Origin of the sequence: Vulgatibacter sp. (genome assembly GCF_041687135.1) — a bacterium.
Classification (GTDB): Bacteria; Myxococcota; Myxococcia; order Myxococcales; family Vulgatibacteraceae; genus JAWLCN01.
Genome location: NZ_JAWLCN010000002.1, coordinates 143,703 through 161,714, shown reverse-complemented (window position 1 = coordinate 161,714; position 18,012 = coordinate 143,703). Strand labels below are relative to the sequence as shown.

Annotated in this window: 16 protein-coding genes; 11 read left to right on the top strand and 5 right to left on the bottom strand. The window is 71.5% G+C overall.

Annotated elements, in window-relative coordinates; translation table 11 throughout:
* Positions 1-43 precede the first annotated feature (43 nt).
* From ACESMR_RS04580 to ACESMR_RS04570, 3 genes are all read right to left on the bottom strand, one after another.
* Complete coding sequence (locus tag ACESMR_RS04580; RefSeq protein ID WP_373045464.1) at positions 44-1,477, bottom strand: sigma-54-dependent transcriptional regulator; 1,434 nt, start codon at positions 1,475-1,477, stop codon at positions 44-46.
* 62 nt (positions 1,478-1,539) lie between these two features.
* The gene (locus ACESMR_RS04575) at positions 1,540-2,388 is read right to left on the bottom strand and encodes a family 1 encapsulin nanocompartment shell protein (protein WP_373045462.1); all 849 of its coding nucleotides are present in this window, start codon (positions 2,386-2,388) and stop codon (positions 1,540-1,542) included.
* Positions 2,385-2,735: a ferritin family protein gene (locus ACESMR_RS04570; RefSeq protein ID WP_373045460.1), complete on the bottom strand. Its 351-nt coding sequence runs from the start codon at positions 2,733-2,735 to the stop codon at positions 2,385-2,387. The genes ACESMR_RS04575 and ACESMR_RS04570 overlap by 4 nt, the downstream gene beginning before the upstream one ends.
* A gap of 185 nt (positions 2,736-2,920) precedes the next feature.
* On the opposite strand from ACESMR_RS04570, the gene ACESMR_RS04565 reads away from it, so the two are divergent.
* Positions 2,921-4,057 carry a Kelch repeat-containing protein gene (locus ACESMR_RS04565; RefSeq protein ID WP_373045458.1) on the top strand — a complete coding sequence of 379 codons (1,137 nt, stop codon included), beginning with the start codon at positions 2,921-2,923 and terminating at the stop codon, positions 4,055-4,057.
* Here the strand turns inward: ACESMR_RS04565 and ACESMR_RS04560 are convergent.
* Positions 4,054-6,255 (bottom strand): ATP-binding protein, encoded by a 2,202-nt coding sequence (locus ACESMR_RS04560; RefSeq protein WP_373045456.1) that lies wholly within the window; start codon positions 6,253-6,255, stop codon positions 4,054-4,056. The genes ACESMR_RS04565 and ACESMR_RS04560 overlap by 4 nt on opposite strands.
* Positions 6,256-6,534: 279 nt before the next feature.
* Between ACESMR_RS04560 and ACESMR_RS04555 the strand changes: the two genes are divergently transcribed.
* The 8 genes from ACESMR_RS04555 to ACESMR_RS04520 all read left to right on the top strand — a co-directional run bounded on the left by ACESMR_RS04555 (position 6,535) and on the right by ACESMR_RS04520 (position 15,009).
* Complete coding sequence (locus ACESMR_RS04555) at positions 6,535-8,880, top strand: transglycosylase SLT domain-containing protein (RefSeq protein WP_373045454.1); 2,346 nt, start codon at positions 6,535-6,537, stop codon at positions 8,878-8,880.
* A gap of 49 nt (positions 8,881-8,929) precedes the next feature.
* The gene (locus ACESMR_RS04550) at positions 8,930-9,673 is read left to right on the top strand and encodes a hypothetical protein (protein WP_373045452.1); all 744 of its coding nucleotides are present in this window, start codon (positions 8,930-8,932) and stop codon (positions 9,671-9,673) included.
* Positions 9,674-9,714: 41 nt separating this feature from the next.
* Entirely contained in the window at positions 9,715-11,094 is a 1,380-nt protein-coding gene (gene selA, locus ACESMR_RS04545) for an L-seryl-tRNA(Sec) selenium transferase (RefSeq protein WP_373045450.1), read from the top strand.
* Positions 11,095-11,125: 31 nt separating this feature from the next.
* Entirely contained in the window at positions 11,126-11,719 is a 594-nt protein-coding gene (locus ACESMR_RS04540; RefSeq protein WP_373046412.1) for an HNH endonuclease, read from the top strand.
* 60 nt (positions 11,720-11,779) lie between these two features.
* Positions 11,780-12,781, top strand: coding sequence for a P-loop NTPase (locus tag ACESMR_RS04535; protein WP_373045448.1), 1,002 nt, complete (start codon positions 11,780-11,782; stop codon positions 12,779-12,781).
* Positions 12,778-13,671, top strand: coding sequence for a helix-turn-helix domain-containing protein (locus ACESMR_RS04530; RefSeq protein ID WP_373045446.1), 894 nt, complete (start codon positions 12,778-12,780; stop codon positions 13,669-13,671). The genes ACESMR_RS04535 and ACESMR_RS04530 overlap by 4 nt, the downstream gene beginning before the upstream one ends.
* 69 nt (positions 13,672-13,740) lie before the next feature.
* Positions 13,741-14,010: a hypothetical protein gene (locus ACESMR_RS04525; RefSeq protein WP_373045444.1), complete on the top strand. Its 270-nt coding sequence runs from the start codon at positions 13,741-13,743 to the stop codon at positions 14,008-14,010.
* A gap of 33 nt (positions 14,011-14,043) precedes the next feature.
* Entirely contained in the window at positions 14,044-15,009 is a 966-nt protein-coding gene (locus tag ACESMR_RS04520) for an RluA family pseudouridine synthase (protein ID WP_373045442.1), read from the top strand.
* Positions 15,010-15,072: 63 nt separating this feature from the next.
* Here ACESMR_RS04520 and ACESMR_RS04515 read toward each other — a convergent pair whose 3' ends face one another.
* Positions 15,073-15,951 (bottom strand): mechanosensitive ion channel family protein, encoded by an 879-nt coding sequence (locus ACESMR_RS04515; protein ID WP_373045439.1) that lies wholly within the window; start codon positions 15,949-15,951, stop codon positions 15,073-15,075.
* 121 nt (positions 15,952-16,072) lie between these two features.
* Between ACESMR_RS04515 and ACESMR_RS04510 the strand changes: the two genes are divergently transcribed.
* Together ACESMR_RS04510 and cglE are read left to right on the top strand one after the other, a co-directional pair.
* The gene (locus tag ACESMR_RS04510) at positions 16,073-17,194 is read left to right on the top strand and encodes a rhomboid family intramembrane serine protease (RefSeq protein ID WP_373045437.1); all 1,122 of its coding nucleotides are present in this window, start codon (positions 16,073-16,075) and stop codon (positions 17,192-17,194) included.
* 105 nt (positions 17,195-17,299) lie between these two features.
* Positions 17,300-17,926, top strand: coding sequence for an adventurous gliding motility protein CglE (gene cglE, locus ACESMR_RS04505; RefSeq protein WP_373045435.1), 627 nt, complete (start codon positions 17,300-17,302; stop codon positions 17,924-17,926).
* Positions 17,927-18,012: the final 86 nt, after the last annotated feature.

Below are 18,012 nucleotides of genomic sequence, written 5' to 3'. Positions count from 1 at the left end.
CGATCGCGCCGCTGTGACGGTACACCCGGGGTGTGAGGCGAGCCTACCTCTCCTCGGGGAGGCGCAGGCCGAATTCCTTCATCTTGTTCTGCAGCGATTTGCGCGAAATCTTCAGCTTCCGCGCTGCCTGCGTCACGTTGCCGCCGGTCTCCTCGAGGGCGCGGACGATCAGGTCCCGCTCGAGGGCAGCCGCCGCCCCGCGGACGATGTCCTTCATCGAGGCTTCCGCCAGCACCGGCAGGGCCGCAGCGGGGCCCGGGGTCGTCACCGGAACCGGTGGCTGCAGCCCAGGGGCCTGCGGCGGCGCCGCCGGCGCTGCGGCCCGGCGCAGGTTCTCGGGGAGATCCTCCGCCCGGACCGTCGAGCCGTCGGCGAAGAGGACCGCGCGCTCGAGGAGGTTCTCGAGCTCGCGGATGTTGCCCGGGAAGTTCCAGGCCTGCAGCAGCTCCATCGCCGCAGGCTCGACCCGCTCGATCCGCTTGTTGAGCTTGCGGTTGTATTTCTCCCGGAAGAACTCGACGAGCAGGGGGATGTCGCTGCGCCGGTCGCGCAGCGGCGGGAGCGAGATGGGCACGACGTTGAGCCGGTAGAAGAGATCCTCGCGAAAGCGGCCCGCCTGGATCTCCCTGGAGAGATCCCGGTTGGTGGCGGCGACGAGGCGCACGTCGACCTTGAGCGTCTTCACGCCGCCCACGCGCTCGAACTCGCTCTCCTGCAGCGCGCGGAGGAGCTTCACCTGCATCTCGATCGGGATCTCGCCGATCTCGTCGAGGAAGAGGGTGCCGCCGTCGGCGAGCTCGAAGCGCCCGGGCTTGGAAGTGACCGCACCGGTGAAGGCGCCGCGCTCGTAGCCGAAGAGCTCCGACTCCATCAGATCCTTGGGGATCGCGGCGCAGTTGATCTTGATCAGGGGCTTCGTCCGCCGCGAGGAGCCCTGGTGGAGCGCTTGCGCCACGAGCTCCTTGCCGGTGCCGCTCTCGCCGGTGATCAGCACGGTGGAGGGCGTATCGGCCACCTTCTCGACGATCCGGTAGATCTCCTGGATCGCCGGGGACTGGCCGATGATCCGCCGCTCGCCGTCGAGGGTGCCGGCGAGGTTGCTGCGCCCCAGATCCCGGGTGCGCACCGCCTTGGCGATGACCTGCTTGAGCTCCGCCTGCTCGAAGGGCTTGGTGACGTAGTCGAAGGCGCCGGTCTTGATCGCGCTCACCGCCGAGTCGACGGTGCCGTGCGCGGTGATCAGGATCACCGGCACGTCGGGGGCCTTCTCCTGCACGTGGCGCAGGACCTCGAAGCCGCCGAGCTTCGGCATCACGAGATCGGAGACGACGACGTCGATGCCGCCCTTGTCGAAGAGGGAGACGCCTTCCGCTCCGTCCTGCGCCTGCACCACGTCGTAGCCCTCGCGCTTGAGGGTGGCGGCGAGGACTTTGCGAAGGTTCGTCTCGTCGTCGACGACCAGGATCGTCGCGCTCATGGGCCAGCCTCCGGCGAACGGCAGGGCATCTTCGCCGATGCCCGGCCAACCGCGCTGCTTTTTCAGCGCGCGTCGCCGATGGTGCAGATCGCGTCCGGGTGCTTGATGCGGAGGAGGACGCTCTCGATCACGCGGAAGGGATGGTTCATCCGCTCGGCGCCGAGGTAGGCCACCGCCATGTCCATCGCCACCGCGAGGTCGAGGTTCTCGCGGCCGGTGGAGATCACCACCGCGATGTCGCCGCGGAGGCGGTTCGACTGGTAGATGCCGTCGACGAGGAGCTCGCGGATCGTCTGGATCTCGAGGACGCCGGTCTTCTCGAAGATCCGGTGGAGCATCGCGTAGAGGCGCGGCGAGCAGACCATGGCGTACGGGCCGAAGTGGCCGTTGGCGTTGAGGCGCTCGGTGGCCTCCACCACGTTGCGGAAACCGTTGCCCGGCTCGCTCCAATCGTAGAGCGGCATCCGGGTCCGGCCCTCGGCGGTCATCAGCCCTTCGTAACCGAGCTTCTCCTCGCCGTAGAAGATGAGCTCGTCCTCCCGCATGGCGCAGAAGGCCGCGGCGCCTGCGGCGGCGGAGACGTCGAGGGGCATGTTGTGGGTCCGCGCCGCCTCGATGTCCCGCCAGTGGAGGAGGAAGTCCTTGTAGACCAGGGGCACGGTCTTGAAGGTGCGGCGGTCGGCGAAGACGTTGGTGGTCTCCACCTCGCCCACGAGATCGACCGCCCCCTTGTCGACGCCGACGAACTGGTCGTGGGGGACGGTCTGCACGCCGGGGCCCAGCGGGCCGTAGAGATCGATGAAGCGGCGGCCGATCAGGGTGCGCCGGGCGACCTGGATCACGGTCTCGTTGAGGCGCTGCCACTCCTCGGGGCGGAGGGGGTTCTCGTGGTGGCCGAGAAAATCGCTCATGGCGCGTCCTTTCTGCTCTTCAGGCTGCCGACGGTGAAGGTGTGCCGCAACACGGGGGGAGCGGCGGTCTGGTTCCCGGCCCCGGACGCTGGCGCGGGTTTCGCGGAGATGCCCAGGAAGTGCTCGTGTCGCACGTCCACCGTGGAGAAGTGGGCCCGCTGCTTGGCGTCGAGCTGCTGGAGCAGCTGCATCGCCTCGGCGACGTGCTCCTTCTCTTCGTCGGCCAGATGGCGGAAGAAGGCGCGGACGAGCTCCATCTCGGCTTCCCGCGCCGCCTGCTCGTACTGGCTGATCGTGTCCAGCTCGCGGGCGAGAACCTGCCGTACGAGCTCCAGATCGGTGGGCATCGTGCTCCAAGGTGCGCACGGGGCCCTGCGTGGGCCACGGCATCCCGCGCATTCAGCCACGCCCGAGGGGGGAGTCAAGCGCTTCCGGCGGAGGCGCTCGCACTGCCGGTGCGTTCGTCGGTTCGAACCGGCGGCCTGCCGCAGGCTGTTGTTAGGATTCCGACGTTCGTTGGGGGAACGTCATGATGCACAAGGCTTTTCTGATCGCCGCGTTGCTCGTTGCAGCGGCGGGTTGCGGCTCTTCGGCCGGTAATGGCGGCGCCGGTGGCAGCGGCGGTGTCGGCGGAACCGCCGGCGTCGGCGGCGCTGGTGGCAGCGGTGGCATGGGCGGCGCCGGCGGCAGCGGTGGATCCATCGGGGAGACCTTCACCGACGTCGATTGGCAGACCCAGGCGACGCTCTTCCCGCTGGAGCTCGACCACCACGTGACCTTCGCCGCCAGGACCGAGAGCGGCCTGCGCCTCTACGTGCTGGGCGGCGTGACCGACCGGACGACCTTCCACGGCGACGGCTACATGGCGACCATCGCCGCCGACGGCAGCCTCGGCACCTGGGAGGAGACCACCGCGCTGCCCGAGGGGATCGGCGGCCATTCGGTCCTCCTCGCCGGCGACAAGGTGATCGTCCTCGGCGGCCGCGGCTCGGACATCCAGAACCGCGCCGACGTCCGCATCGGCACGCTGCAGGACGACGGCCACATCGCCGGCTGGGACGCGGGCCCGTCGCTGCCCGACGCGCGTTTCCACCAGGCCGCGGTGCTCCACGACGGCTTCGTCTACGTGCTCGGCGGCCTCATGCCCGCCGCCGCCACCGACGCCATCGTCCGCGCGTCGATCGACGAGGCCGGGCAGATCGGTGATTGGGAGAGCGCCGGCGCGATGCCCGGCCCCCGCAGCCACCACGCGGCGCTGGTCCGGAACGGCTGGCTCTACGTCTTCGGCGGCCTGAGCGGCAACCCGATGAACGGCAGCGACACCACCCACGGCGACGTGTGGCGGGCGGCGCTGGGGCAGGACGGATCGCTCGGCACGTGGGAGACCCTGGCCGCGCTGCCGGTGCCGGTGAGCTCGATGAGCGCCTTCGAGGCGGGCGGCGCCGTCTTCGTCGTCGGCGGCGTCCAGACCTCGCGCTACACCGGCGCGGTGAGTCGGGCGACCTTCGCGCCGGACGGCACCCTCGCCGACTGGGAATCGGTGAGCGAGCTGCCGGTGGCCCGCGCCCACGTGCACCAGCTCCCCGTCGTCGACGGCAGGGTCTACGGCGTGGGCGGCTCCACCAGCACCGGCAGCATCGCCGACGTGGTGATCGGCGCGCTCCGCTAGGCCGGCTTGCGGCGGCGGGGGCGCTTCCCCTGCCGCTGCTGCTGCGGCGCCGGATCGTTGGCGGGGAGCGGTGCCTCCACCGAGGGTTCGGCGCGGCGCTCCTCCACCGCGGGCAGCCGCACCACGAACTCGGTGCCCTCGCCCGGCCTGCTCTGCAGGCCGATGCTGCCGCCGTGGGAGCGGACGATGCGCTGCGAGATGGCGAGGCCCAGGCCCGTGCCCTTCTCCTTGGTGGTGTAGAAGGGCACGAAGATGTGGTCGCGCTGGTTCTCGGGGATGCCGGGACCGTCGTCTCGGACCCGGAGCTCCACCATCTCCGGTCCGCGGCCGCGGAGGCGGAAGCCGCCTGCTTCCTCCGGCGCCGCGGTGGAAATGATCAGCCTGCCGCCGCCCGGCATCGCCTGCACCGCGTTCTGCACCAGGTTGATGATCACCTGCTTGAGCTGCTCGGCGTCGCTCTGCGCCCGGGGCAGCGCGCGGTCGAGGATCGCCTGCACCTCGATCCCCTCGGGCAGGTTGGTCTGCACCAGCCGCAGCGTCCGCTCCACCAGATCGTTCACGTCGATGGGGTGGGGCGTGCTCTTCAGGGGCCTCGCGTAGTCGAGGAATTGGGTCACCACGCCGTTCAGGCGATCGACCTCGTCGATGATCACCTGCACGAACTCGCCCTCCTCGCCGCCGAGCTGCTGCGGATCGAGGAATTGCGCTGCGCCCTTGATCGCGCCGAGCGGGTTGCGGATCTCGTGGGCGAGGCCCGCCGCCATCTCGCCGAGCGCCGCGAGGCGGTCGCGCTCCTTCATCCGATCGTAGAGCTTGCTGTTCTCCACCACGGTGGCGGTCTGCTCGGCGATCTCGAGGAGGAGCGCGATCTCGTCGGAGGAGTAGGCCTCCGGCACCCGCTCGTCCTGCAGATTGAGGAAGCCGATCACCCGCTCGGCGCCGAGGAGCGGGATGCAGATGCCGGCCTTCATCGAGAAGAGCGCCGAGCGCACCTCGGCGAGGCGCTGCTGCTCGTCCGCTGCCCGCGCCGTCTCGTCGGTGGGGGCGGCGGTGGTGCGCGCACCTGCTGCGAGCTGGCGCCGCAGCTCGTGGAGCCGCCGGTCGACGTTCTCGAGGAGCACCGCCTTCTGGCCGCTGCGGGCGATGGCGAGAAGACCGCGGGCAGCGCTGGCGTCGAGGAAGGGCGCAGGCGCCGGGCCACGGGCGTCCACCAGGGAGAAGCCGGGGCGGGCGTCGGTGAGGAGGTAGAGCGAGGCGTGGGTCACCCGCCGCGACTCGTGGAAGGTGTCGAGGACCATCCGCGCCAGCTCGATCGGATCGATGACGCTGGTGAGGCGGGCCTTGAGGCCGGCGAGGGTGCGGAGCAGCTCGAAGCGCTCGCGGAAGAGCGTGGCGATCACCCACTCCTCCACCTTGGCCCGCAGGGGCTCGTAGAGGTTCAGGATCACGAAGGAGGCGACGAGGGTGTTGAAGGCGAAGAGGCCGGGCCTGTCGCCCACCCAGATCACGAGGCCCGCGTAGATCGCCGCGAGGATCAGCGCCAGCACCGAGAGCGTGGCGAATTTGCCGAGGAGCTCGTGCAGGTCGAGGAGGCGGTAGACCTGCAGGGTCTGCGAGAGGAAGAAGAGGAAGAGGGTGGTGAGGATCGGCCCGAGTGAGGGGAAGGGGATCCCGAGGCGCGGGAGGAGATCGAGGGCCGAGGCGAGCAGCGCCACCGCTGCGCCGCCGAGCAGGTAGGTGAGCCGCGCCCGCTCCACCCGCGACGGCGAGCCGCGCATCCGCCGGTAGAGCAGCGAGAGCGAGACGGTGAGGGAGCCGAAGACCCAGGTCGCCACCACCACCCGGGCCGAGGTGAACTCCGCCAGCGGGGTCACCGCCACCAGGAGGCCGCCGAAGGCGCCGATGAAGGCGAGGGTCCTGCCCCGCCTGGCGGATCGCCGGGAAACGCCGAGGAATTCGAGGAAGAAGGCCAGCGCCGCTGCGGGGACCGCGGCGCCGTTGGCGATGGCGGCCCGCAGCCAGAATTCGTGGCCGGTGACCGCGTAGAGGAAGTCGCCGAGGTACGAAGCCGCGAGCGAGAGGCAGAGCACCGCGAAGAGGGTGAGCGCCTTGGCCCGCTGCGAACGCAGGAGCATCGCCACGGCCAGCGCCACCGCCACGATCGCCGCCAGGAGGAGGCTCTGTGTCCGGAAATCCAAGCGCCCGGGATCCTATCGCAATTCTCCACCGCCTGTCGGGTTGACACTCGGTCCGGCCCGGGCGCAGCGTGGGGGTGTACGTGCGCCTCCTTCCCGGCGTCGCCATCCTCCCCGCACCATCGGCCAGCTGGCGGATGCCCGCCTGGCCGGGGGGCCTACGAGCCCCCGCTGCAGGGCCGGGCGCCGGGAATCCGGCGGCGGGCCCGGTGGGTTCGTGGCCGGGGCAGGGGCCGCCACGTCCTGCAACCGTCCCCTTGCGCCCTGGGAGTGCCGCACCACATGAAGGCAACGATCGCTCTGGCCCTCGCCACGCCGCTTCTCGTCGCTGGGGCGCTCGCCATCGTCCCCGATTCGGGAAGGAGCGCGCCGGCGGACCCGCCGCCTGCGACCCCGGCGCCGCCCGCGATGGAGGCGCCCAAGCCACCCGATCGTGGACCGGTCTTCGACGAGGCGCTGCTCCGCCCCCATTTCGAGAAGGGTGATCTGCGCGCAGCCCGGGCCCGCTTCGAGGCGGGGCTCCACGAAGGCGCCTTCCAGCTCTTCACCAGGGGGGACGACGGCTCGCCGCAGGTCGCATTCCTCCGTGGGCTGTCGGCCCTCGAGATCGGCCGCAACGAGGAGGCGGCGAGGATCCTCGCGCCGCTGCCGGCGAAGCTGCCCGCCCTCGCCGATCGGATCCGCTGGAACCTCGGCCTGGCCCGGGAGCGGGCCGGCGACTTCGCCGGCGCCGCCGAGGCGTGGGGCGCGATCACCGGGGATTCGGTGCGGCACCAGGAGGCGCGCCTCTCCCGGGCGCGGGCGCTCGCCCGGCTGGGCAAGAGCGACGAGGCCCTCGCCGTGCTGGCGCCGCTGCGGAAGCGGCCGGCGCCGGCCTGGGGCACCAACTACGCTGCCGCTGCCCACTTCCTCGCGGGCGAGCTCCACCTGAAGCGGGGCGAGAAGGACGCCGCCCGCAGCGCCTGGCTCGAGGTCTGGAGCGAGCACGCCCTCTCGCCGCAGGCGGAGGACGCGAAGCAGCGCGCCGATCGGCTCGGCGGCGCAGGTCCCACGCGGGCGCAGCAGGTGGCCCGGGCGCAGCGCTTCCTCGGCGCCCACCAGAACCGCGAGGGGACCGACCTGATCGCGGCGCTCCTGCCCCGGCTCGAGCTGCCCGATCCGCTGGCGTGCGAGGCGCGCTTCGCCCTGGGCCGCGGCTACCGGAAGATGCGCGAGCACAGCAGGGCGATCCCGATCCTCGAGGCGGTGGTCGCGTCGTGCAAGGACCCGTCCGTCCGGGCGCGGGCGCTCTACATCCTCGGGCAGAGCACCACCATCGTCGCGCCGCAGAAGGCGCTGGGCGTCTACGAGACCCTGGCCAGCGAGTTCGCCGACCACTCCTTCGCCGACGACGCGCTCCTCTTCCTCGCCGAGCTCCACGAGCGGGCGGGGAACGAGAAGGCGGCCCGCGCCGCGCTCCAGCGCCTCGTCGACGGCTACCCCCAGGGCGACTACCGCGCCGACGCGCTCTTCCGGCTCTATTGGATGGACCGCAAGGCCGGCGCCGAGCGGAAGGCGATCGACTCCCTGCGCATCCTCGAGCGCGACTACGCCGACGCCGCGGACGCGGTGCCGCTGGAGCGCTCGCTCTACTGGCAGGGACGCTCGCTGGTGGCGCTGGAACGCCCGCTCGAAGCGGCGGCCACCTGGGAGAAGCTGATCCGCGACCACCCCGCCGGCTACTACGCGATGCTCGCCCGCGGCAGGCTGGCGCGGCTCGATCCCGACCGCGCCGCAGCGGCGGAGGCGGCGCTGCCCCATCCCGAGGAGGAGAACGCGCCGCTCGTGCTCCACACCGGCGCCCTCGAGCCCGACCTCCACTACCAGGCAGCCCTCGAGCTGATCCGTCTCGGCTTCCCGAAGCTCGCCGGCGACGAGCTGCTCCGCATCGACCGCGAGGCTGCCAGGGCTCGTGCAGGCGGATCGCCGGAGCCGGTGCTCCTCGTCGCCTGGCTCCTCGATCGCGTCGAGTCCCGCAGGGCCGCGCACCACATCGCCCGCACCGAGCTCCGCGAGCTCATCCGCGGCAGGCCCACCGGCGAGAGCGCCGCCCACTTCCGCATCGCCTACCCGCTCGCCTTCCGCGATCTGATCGAGCGCCACGCAGGCAACTACGGCGTGCCCGCGGATCTGATGCAGGCGCTGATGCGGGAGGAGTCGAGCCTCGATCCGCAGATCGTCTCGTGGGCCGGCGCCATCGGGCTCACCCAGCTCATGCCCTCCACCGCGCGGGCGGTGGCGCGGCAGCTCAAGCTGGGTACGCCGTCGAACGCGCAGCTGCGCGATCCGGATCTCAACGTGCGGATCGGCACGGCCTACCTGGGCCAGCTGCTCAAGCGCTGGAAGGGCAATCCCGCCCTCGCCACCGCGAGCTACAACGCGGGGCCCGGCGCGGTCTCGCGCTGGCTCGGCGAGCGGGGGCAGCTCGAGATGGACGAGTTCGTCGAGGAGATCCCGATCGAGGAGACCCGCAACTACGTGAAGCGGGTCCTCGACAGCTTCGCCACCTACCGGCTCACCTACGGCAGCGGCGAGGAGCGCTTCGTGGCCCTCGTCCCCACGAGGGCCGACGGCAAGGCGGTCCATTGACCTCAGCGGGGGGCGGCGGCAGCGGCGCCGCTGCCCCACCTTCGCTACCATGAGGTGGGGCTGGATCCCGGGGCTGGTGGCGATGGTGGGCACCGTGGCCTGGCTCGTGTTGGAGCCGGCCCCGACGGTGCGGCCCTGTGCCGACGGCCCGGATTGCGGCCCAGGCGAGCGGTGCGAGGGCGCGCGCTGCGTGGCGGCCCGACCGCCGGAGCCGATTCGCCTCCTCTTCGCCGCCCGCACCGGCAGGGAGCGCGAGCCCGTGCGGGCGCCCTGCGGCGACGGGATCTGCGATCTCGCCGCGGGAGAGTGCGTCGGCGCCTGCCCGGCGGATTGTCCCGACGTGCCCTGCGCGCTGCCCTGCAAGCTCGACGGCGTCTGCAGCGAGGGCGAGGGCGCGACCTGTCCCGACTGCTATCCGGCCGGGTGCAACTTCGACGGGCTCTGCACCGTGGGGGAGAGCCCCCGCTGCCCCGATTGCAGCTGCGGTGACGGCTATTGCGACACCGGCGCCGGCGAGTGCATCGGCACCTGCCCCGGCGACTGCCCCGGCACCCGCTGCGAACGGGTCTGCGACTTCGACGCAGCCTGCGAGGCGGGGGAGAGCGAGAGCTGCCCCGACTGCACCTGCGGCGACGACATCTGCGATCCCGCCGTGGAGGATTGCGCGGTCTGCGCCCTCGATTGCGGCCCTTGTGCTGCAGGCTGCGGCGACGGGATCTGCACCGCCGACGATCCGCCCGGCTGCCCGGATTGCGAGGTCGAGGATTGCGATCCGCTCGAGGGCTGCGAGTGATCGGCGGCGTCTTTCCCGGCGGAGCGAGGTAGGCTCTGGCGGTGCAGAAGGACGAACGAACGAGCCACCACCTCCTCCGGGCGCTCCCCGCCGTCGACGAGCTCCTCGGCAGGCCCGCGATCCGCGCCCTCCTCGACGGGCATCCCCGTGCGGCGGTGGTCCGCGCCGCCAGGACCGCGGTGGACGAGGCGCGCCGGCGCCTCCTCGAAGGCGGCGCCGACCCGTCGGTCTCCGACGAGGCGATCCGCGCGGCGCTGGCGCTGGGGCAGCGCAGGGGCCTGCGGCCGGTCATCAACGCCACCGGCGTGGTGCTCCACACCAACCTCGGCCGCGCGCCCCTCGCCGAGGAGGCGCAGGCGGCGGTGCTCGAGGTGGCCCGTGGCTACGCCAACCTCGAGCTCGACCTCGACACCGGCAAACGCGGCAGCCGCTACGCGCCGGTGGCCCCCCTGCTCTGCGAGCTGGCGGGGGCCGAAGCGGGGCTGGTGGTGAACAACAACGCCGCCGCGGTGCTGCTCGTGCTCTCGGCCCTCGCAGCGGGGCGCGAATGCATCGTCTCCCGCGGGGAGCTGGTGGAGATCGGGGGCGGCTTCCGGATCCCCGACGTGATGCGGATGGCGGGGGTGCGCCTCGTCGAGGTGGGGACCACCAACAAGACCCGGCTGCAGGATTACGCCGAGGCGATCGGCCCCGAGACCGCGCTCCTGCTCAAGATCCACAAGTCCAATTTCGCCCTGGTCGGCTTCACCGAAGAGGTCTCCGCCGCAGCGCTCTCCCGGCTGGGGCGCGAGCGGGGGATCCCGGTCTACGAGGACCTGGGCTCCGGCTGCCTCGTCCCCCTCGAAGGAGCGGGCCTGCCCCACGAGCCCACGGTCGCAGAGGCAGTTGCCGCTGGCGCGGACGTGATCACCTTTTCAGGGGACAAGTTGTTGGGCGGACCGCAGGCCGGCCTGGTCGTCGGGCGCCGGGAGCTGGTGGAGCGACTCGAGCGCCACCCCCTCAACCGCGCGCTGCGGATCGACAAGCTGACCGTTGCCGCCCTGGAGGCGACGCTGCGCATGTACCGGGACGGAAGAGCGGGCGAGGTGCCGGCACTGCGCATGCTCCATGCGTCGCCGGAATCGCTGCGCGCCCGTGCCGAGCGGCTCCGCTCCCTCCTCGCCGAACGCGGGGTCGACGCCGAGCTCGTCGCGACTTCGTCGCAGGTCGGCGGCGGGGCGCTGCCGCTGGCGGCGCCGCCCTCGGTGGCGCTCGCGCTGGCAGGCCCTATGGAGGAGCTGCACGAGCGCCTGCGCCGGGGCGAGCCTGCGGTCGTTGCACGGATCCACGAGGGCCGCCTCCTCTTCGACACGAGAACGGTCCAGGATGGGGAGCTCGCCCCCCTCGCTGCGGCGATCGCCGCGGCGGCGGGGCGCGCCTGAAGCGAGGGAGGAGGCTTTGATGAACCAGGCGTTGCTCGACTCCAGCGTGCTGGTACTCAACCGCTCCTTCCAGCCCATCCACGTCTGCTCGCTCCGCCGGGCCTTCACGCTCCTCTACCAGGGCGTCGCCAAGGCGATCGACGAGGAGTACCGGCTCTTCGACTTCGACTCCTGGGCGGCGCTCTCCGCCGAGGTCCACGCCGAGTCGATCGGCACCGTAAGCCGCAGGATCCGCGTGCCGCGGGTGGTGGTGCTCGTGGCCTTCGACCGGCTGCCGCGGATGCGGGTGCGCTTCTCGCGGCACAACATCTACCAGCGCGACGACAGCACCTGCCAGTACTGCGCGAGGCGCCTGCCGCGGGCCGAGCTCAACCTCGACCACGTGGTGCCGCGGTCGCAGGGCGGCAAGACGTCGTGGGAGAACGTCGTCTGCTCCTGCATCCCGTGCAACCTCAAGAAGGCCAATCGCACGCCGGAGCAGGCCGGGATGGAGCTGCTCCAGGTGCCGGTGCGGCCGCGCTGGACCCCGGGCTTCCGCCCCACCGGCAGGGGCTACAAGGCATGGATCCCCTTCCTCACCCTCGTCGACGTGTCCTATTGGAACACGGAGCTTCTCGACGAGTAGGCGAGGCGGCCCACCGCTCGCACCCATGCCCGGCGACTTCGTGGTAGGTTGCCCGCCGCAATGAACCGCGACGACACCGTTGCATCCTCCGACACCGCACCTGCAACCGAACGGCGCCGCTCGCCGCGCTTCCGGCCCACGCCTTTCCGTGCCCGGCGCGTGATCGCCGTCGGCGGCGGGAAGGGCGGCATCGGCAAGTCGCTCCTCTCCGCGAGCCTCGGCATCGAGCTGGCGCAGCGCGGGCAGTCGGTGGCGCTCCTCGACTTCGACCTCGGCGGCGCCAACCTCCACACCTGCCTCGGCCTCCACCAGCCGCAGCGCACGCTCTCGGATTTCGTGCTCCGACGGGTGGAGTCGCTCCCCGAGGTGCTGGTCGAGACCGGCGTGCCCGGCCTGCGCCTCGTCTCCGGCGCCTCCGACGCGCTGGCGATGGCCAACCCGATGCACCAGCAGAAGCTGCGGCTCCTGCGCGCGGTGCAGGCCCTCGACGTCGACGTGGCCCTGCTCGATCTCGGCGCCGGCAGCCACCACAACGTCCTCGACTTCTTCCTCTTCGCCGATCACGGGATCATCACCGTGGTGCCGGAGCCCACCTCGATCGAGAACGCCTACCGCTTCCTCAAGGCGGCTTTCTTCCGCAGGCTCAAGGCGCTGGAGCGGGTCTACGGGATCTCCGACGTGGTCGAGGAGGCCACCCGCGAGCACGCCCACAAGCTGCCCAGCCCGGCGCGCCTGATCGAGATGGTCTCGCAGGACGACGCGGGCGCAGGCGCAGAGCTCGCCGACGCGGTCCGCGACTTCCACCCGCTGGTGGTGGTGAACCAGGTCCGCGAAGCAGACGACCTCACCGTGGGCGAGGGCGTGTGTGTGGCCTGGCGCCGCTTCTTCGGCCTCGAGCTCGACTACCTCGGCTACCTGCGCCACGACCCCTCGGCGCTGGAGTCGATCCGCGAGCGGCGGCCGGTGCTCCTCGAGCGCCGCGACGCGCCGCTGGCGCAGGACGTGGCCGCCATCGCCGACAAGCTGCTGGCGATCCCCGCGCCGAAGCGGGAGGCGATTTGAGGCCGCTTTCGGAGCAGAGCCACTACGAGGTCCTCGAGGTGGAGCCGGGCGCGGCGCCGGACGTGGTCCGCGCCGGCTACGAGCGGCTCCGCAAGCTCCTGGGGCCCGGGTCGCTGGCGGTCTATTCGCTGGTCGAGCCCGCCGAGCAGCAGGCGCTGCTGCTGCGGATGGACGAGGCCTTCGCCGTCCTCTCGGATCCCGCGCAGCGCAGGCGCTACGACGCTTCGCTCGGGATCGCGCCGCAGCCGGAGGCGCCTGCCCGGAGCTCCTTCACCGACGCGCTTCGGGCGATCCGTGCCGCCGGGAGCGGGGCGGACGATGCCGACGCGCCGCAGGCGGTCGCAGCGCCGGCGCTGCAGGATGACCTCGCCGAGATCGTCCTCGACGACGCCGACCTCCTCGAAGTGGTCGAGATCGCCGGGGCGCTGGTGGCCGAGCCCCGGGACACGCTCCCGGTGGACGAGGCGGCGATCCTCGAGGAGGAGCCCCTCGACCCCGACGCGATCGGCGCCGAGGCGATCGAAGCGGCGTGCGGCGAGCCGGAGCGCCTGCCGGAAAGCGGCCCCTTCGCCCAGGCGATCGCCGCAGCAGAGGCGCCGCCTGCCGCGACGCCGCCGGTGCTCCGGGCGATCGATGGAGCGACCCGCTTCACCGGCGCGCTGCTCCGCGAGGTGCGCGAGGCCCGCGGCCTCTCCCTCGACGAGATCGCCCGGCGGACCCGGATCCAGGCGGTCCATTTCGCCAACCTCGAGGAGGAGCGCTGGGCCGATCTGCCCGAGCGCGTCTTCCTCCAGGGCTACCTCACCGCCTTCGCCCGGGAGCTACGACTCGACCCGACACAGGTGGTCGCGACCTACCTCGCACGGCGGGATTCGGTCCGAACCCGTTGACGGATCAAGCGCTTGCGCCCAAGATCCCGCCCGAACCGAGCGCATTCGACGAGGTAGGAGGCGAAAACGATGCCGACCGAAGAGGAGAAGGCGAAGGCGATGCGGCTTGCCCGCGCCATCGCGTCCGACATCTCGCTCTACAACGACGAGAAGATCGTGAAGGGCATCGAGGCCGACAACCTCTTCGACGCCCTCGCCGCCGAGCTCGAGGAGGGCCGCGACCTCTACCGCAGCCGCGTCTCCCCCGAGATCTACAACCACACCAATTTCTACGACCGCGCCGTGGTCGACATCATCGTCCGCAGCCGCGGGCACGTGCGCTCCCGCCTCTGGCTCTAAAAGCAGCGCCGGTCCTTCCGCCCCAGCACCATCATGTCCGAGCAGCTCCGGCACCAGGTGCCTCCAGAAGCGAAGGGCCGCAGGCTCGACCAATTCCTCGCCGATCGCCACGCGGAGCTATCCCGCTCGCGGCTGCAGTCGCTGATCGACGAGGGCCACGTCCTGGTCGACGGCGCTCCGGCCAAGGCCGCCCGCAAGCTCCGCGGGGGCGAGGCGATCGACGTCGAGATCCCCGACCCGGTCCCGGCGGCCCCGCAGCCGCAGGACCTGCCCTTGCGCATGCTCCACGAGGACGCCGACCTCGTCGTCCTCGACAAAGCCGCGGGGGTGGTGGTCCATCCGGCAGCGGGCGTGCCGGACGGGACGCTGGTCAACGCGCTCCTCTTCCACGTGCGCGACCTCGGCGGCATCGGCGGCGAGCTCCGCCCCGGCATCGTCCACCGCCTCGATCGCGACACCTCCGGCTGTCTGGTGGTGGCGAAACACGAGCGGGCGCTGGTGTCGTTGCAGGCCTCCTTCAAAGAGCGCGTGGTCGACAAGCGCTACGTCGCGCTGGTCCACGGCGTGCCGCAGGAGCCGGCCTTCACCGTCGACACCCCTTACGGCAGGCATCCCACCGATCGCACCCGCTATACCGGGCGCAGGCCGGTGGGGCCACAGCGCCGCGCCGTCTCCCACGTGCGCCTGCTGGAGGTCTTCGCTGGCGCGTCGCTGGTGGAGGTCGAGCTCGAGACCGGGCGCACCCACCAGATCCGCGTCCACCTCTCGGAGGCGGGCCATCCGCTCCTCGCCGACCGCGAATACGGCGGGCGCAAGCGCGAGGCGAAGCTGCGCCCCGACGATCCCGTGCGCCGCGCCGCCGAGGCGATCGGCAGGCAGGCGCTCCATGCGCGGCGCCTCAGCTTCCCCCATCCGCGCACCGGCGAGCGCCTCGCGCTGGAGGCGCCGCTGCCGCCGGATTTCGAGGCCGCCCTCGCGATCCTCCGCGCGACCGTATGAAGGAACGACGAAGGGCCGGCGCATCCCGTGCACCGGCCCTTCTTCTCACCAGCGGAAGCGGGATCAGGCGGCCTTCTCGGCGACGCCCTCCTTCTTCTCGATCAGCACGCGGCGCGGGTAGGGGATCTCGATGCCGCGCTCGTCGAACGCCGCCTTGATCCGCTCGCGGAGGAGGCGCTCGGCACCCCAATGCTCCATCGCCTTGACCTTGATCACGAGGCGAAGGCCCACGCTCGACTCGGCGAGGGTCATCAGGCCCTGGATCTCGGGGGCTTCGAGGACCTTCTCCTGGTTCTCGGCGACCCAGCGCTCCGCCACCTCGAGCATCGTCTCGCGGGCCCTGCGGATGTCGGCCTCGTAGGCGATGTCGATGGGGACGATGGCCCGGGTCCAGCCGCGGTTGAAGTTGCCGAACTGGCGCAAGTCGCCGTTGGGCACCATCCAGAGCAGGCCGGAGAAGTCGCGGAGCTGGGTGGTGCGCAGGCCCACCGCTTCCACCGCGCCAGCGGTGTCGTTGTTGACCTTGACCACGTCGCCCACGGCGACCAGGCCGTCGAAGAGCAGGAAGAACCCGCTGATCACGTCCTTGACCAGGTTCTGGGCGCCGAAGCCGAGGGCGAGGCCCACCACGCCGACCGATGCGAGGATCGCGCCGGTGTCGATGCCGACCTGGGCGAGGATGGTGACCGCCGCCACGAAGTAGATGACGTAGCGCTCCACCTCGAGCAGGAGCGGCCCGAGGGTCTGGGCGCGGCGGACCTGCATCGCGTAGTCCTTCGAGCCCTCGCGGGGCTTGAGGATCCGCTCGGTGATCCGCTTGCCCACGCTCCGCACGATCTTCGCGCCGACGAGCACGGCGACGATGGTGACCGCAGCCTGGAGGAAGCGGATCCCGTGGAGATCCCAGTATTCGGATGCGACGGTTCCCAGCGATTCGAGCATGCGAGCTCCCTCTCGTCCTGCGGCGGTGGGGTAGGCCCCGGTGATATGGGCCTTTGGTGGAGCTTGCAACAGCCACCGGTTTTGCGAGCCTTCCCGCCCCGGCGCATCTATCTTCCGCGCCGTGCGAGCCACCGACCCACAGCGCCTCGGCCTCGGCCGCTTCCCGGTGACCAGCGGCCTGCTCGCCCTGATCGCCGCGCTCTTCCTCCTCGAGGAGCTGCGCGGCGGCTCCACCGAGTCGCTGGTGCTGCTGCAGCTGGGAGCGAACTACCCGCCGCTCGTCTTCGACGGGCAGTGGTTCCGCCTCGTCACCGCCACGCTCCTCCACATCGGCTTCGTCCACCTCCTCATGAACGGTTGGGCCCTCTTCCAGCTCGGCCGCCTCAGCGAGGTGACCTTCGGCAAGTTCACCACCTTGTCGCTCTTCGTCTTCACCGGCGTCGCCGGCTCGGCCCTCACCCTCCTCTCCACCAAGATCAGCGCCGGCGCCTCCGGGGCGCTCTTCGGTCTCGAGGGGGCGCTCGTCGCCTTCTTCCTCCGGCATCGCGAGCGGCTGACGCCGATGGGCAAGCAGCTGCTCAAGCAGCTGCTCGTCTGGTCCGCCTTCATGCTGGTCTACACCTTCGCCGTCCCAGGCATCGATTGGCTGGGCCACATCGGCGGCTTCGCCGCGGGCCTCGCGGTGGGCTGGGTCCTGCGGCCGTGGCAGGGGAGGGAAGGAGCCTTCGCCAGGCTCACCGCGGTGGTCGCCGGCCTCGTGATCGTCGCCTCCCTCGCCGCGCTGCTCGCCAGCCAGCGCTTCACGGCGATCGAGAGCCCGGAGCGCGGCCTCGCCGTCGACGCGCCGGGGAGCTGGCGCAGCGACGAGGGTGAGGAGGGGCTGGTGGTGCGCGATTCGCTCGCGCAATTCGGATCGGCCGCCTTCGTTTCGGTGGGGAGCGAGCCCGCCGGCGCCCCCGCGGCTGCGCTGGAGCTGGCGCTGGTCGGCGACGGCCTCCCCGAGGGGATGGAGCTCGGCCCCGAGCCGCGGCAGGTCGGCGACTGGCTCCGGCAGACCTTCGTCTGGAAGCTCCCCGGCGGCGAGCTCGCCGGTTTCGCGCAGACGCGCTGCGACGCCGGAGGCTGCCTCGTCGTCCTCGCCGGGGCGCAGGGCGATCGCTACGGCGAGTACTTTCCGCTCCTCGACCGGATCGCAGCCTCCGCCAGGCGCCTTCCCCCCGCTGCAGGGCCCGCTCCGCGGTAGCGCGTGCTCCCACCGCCACCCACTCGAAAGTGCCAGCAACTTCGCGGTCGGCCGGGGCTGTGGTACAAGCCGATTTGCATCTTTTGCGGATTCGGAGGAAGTCCGATGCGCCCCGTGCTCGCGTCTCTGCTCGCCCTTGGTCTGTCCACCCTCGCTGCCCCTGCTGCCGCGGCGGAGGTGCAGCCGAATACCGTCCGTCTCAACGAGGTCGAGCGCGGCTTCTGGGTGGGCTCCACCGTCGGCGGCGTCGTCTATTTCCAGACCCCCGGAGAAGGGGCGGGCATCGGCAGCGGCGCCCTGGTCGGTGTCGAAGCAGGCTTCGACGTCACCAGGACGCTGCAGCTCGGCCTCGTCGCCTGGGGCCAGGCGATCGGCGCCGAGGCCGACTACAAGGGGATCACCGACACGGAGCTCGATCCCAAGGGCGCCCGCGGTGATTTCCAGAGCCTCCTCGCCGGCGCCATGCTGCGCTGGTCCTTCCTCCGCTTCGCCGACGACAACGGCATCGACCGCACCTTCCTCTACGTGCGCGGCGCCGGCGGCCCGGCGATCTCGCGGCCGGTGGGCGTGATCGGCGACGGCTTCTGGGGCGCCGCAGGCCTCGGCGTCGAGTACTTCACCAGGCTCCGCCACTTCTCCATCGGCCTCGAGGCCAACGGCCTGGCGATGATGACCGACGACGGCGATGCCTACGGCGTAGCGGTGCTTCCGCACCTCAAGTACAGCTTCTGAAGAAAAAGGCTCGTGAGTGCGAGGACTTGGCGTTGACCCCCCTCGTCGCGCCAGCCTAGGATCGCGCTCCCTCCGAACGATTCCGG